This is a genomic window from Streptomyces sp. URMC 123 (assembly GCF_051386515.1).
GTDB lineage: Bacteria > Actinomycetota > Actinomycetes > Streptomycetales > Streptomycetaceae > Streptomyces.
In genome coordinates this window covers 1-326 of the sequence record NZ_JBPQTV010000744.1, presented here as the reverse complement: position 1 = coordinate 326, position 326 = coordinate 1, and the positions used below count along the sequence as shown (strand labels likewise).

Annotated in this window: 1 protein-coding gene; it reads right to left on the bottom strand. The window is 79.4% G+C overall.

From position 1 onward, the window contains the following. The coding region (locus ACSNOD_RS31865; RefSeq protein WP_436770533.1) for a hypothetical protein at positions 1 to 315 on the bottom strand (315 nt) is incomplete at its 3' end. Positions 316 to 326: the final 11 nt, after the last annotated feature.

Sequence of the window (326 nt, the reverse complement as noted above, 5' to 3'; positions counted from 1 at the left end):
CCTCCTCGGGATGGAGACCGCGGCGGCGGCCCGCGTCCAGGGCGTGTCGGTGACCACGGCGCCGCGCACCGGGCCCGGCGCCGTGCCGCAGGGCAGGACGGCGGGGAGCGCCGCGACGGCGTCGGGGGGCAGGGCGTCGAGCATGGCGGCGAGTTCGTGGCGTACGCGGGCCTCGTCGGCGGTGTCCCGGCCGGACCAGAGCAGCAGGCGGCGGGCGCGATCCTCCCCGGAGAGGCGCTCACCCGGGAGGCCCTCGGAAGCGAGGCGCTCACGGGATACGGGGGCGGGGGCGGGGGCGGGGGCGGAGCGTGACATGGAAACCCTCC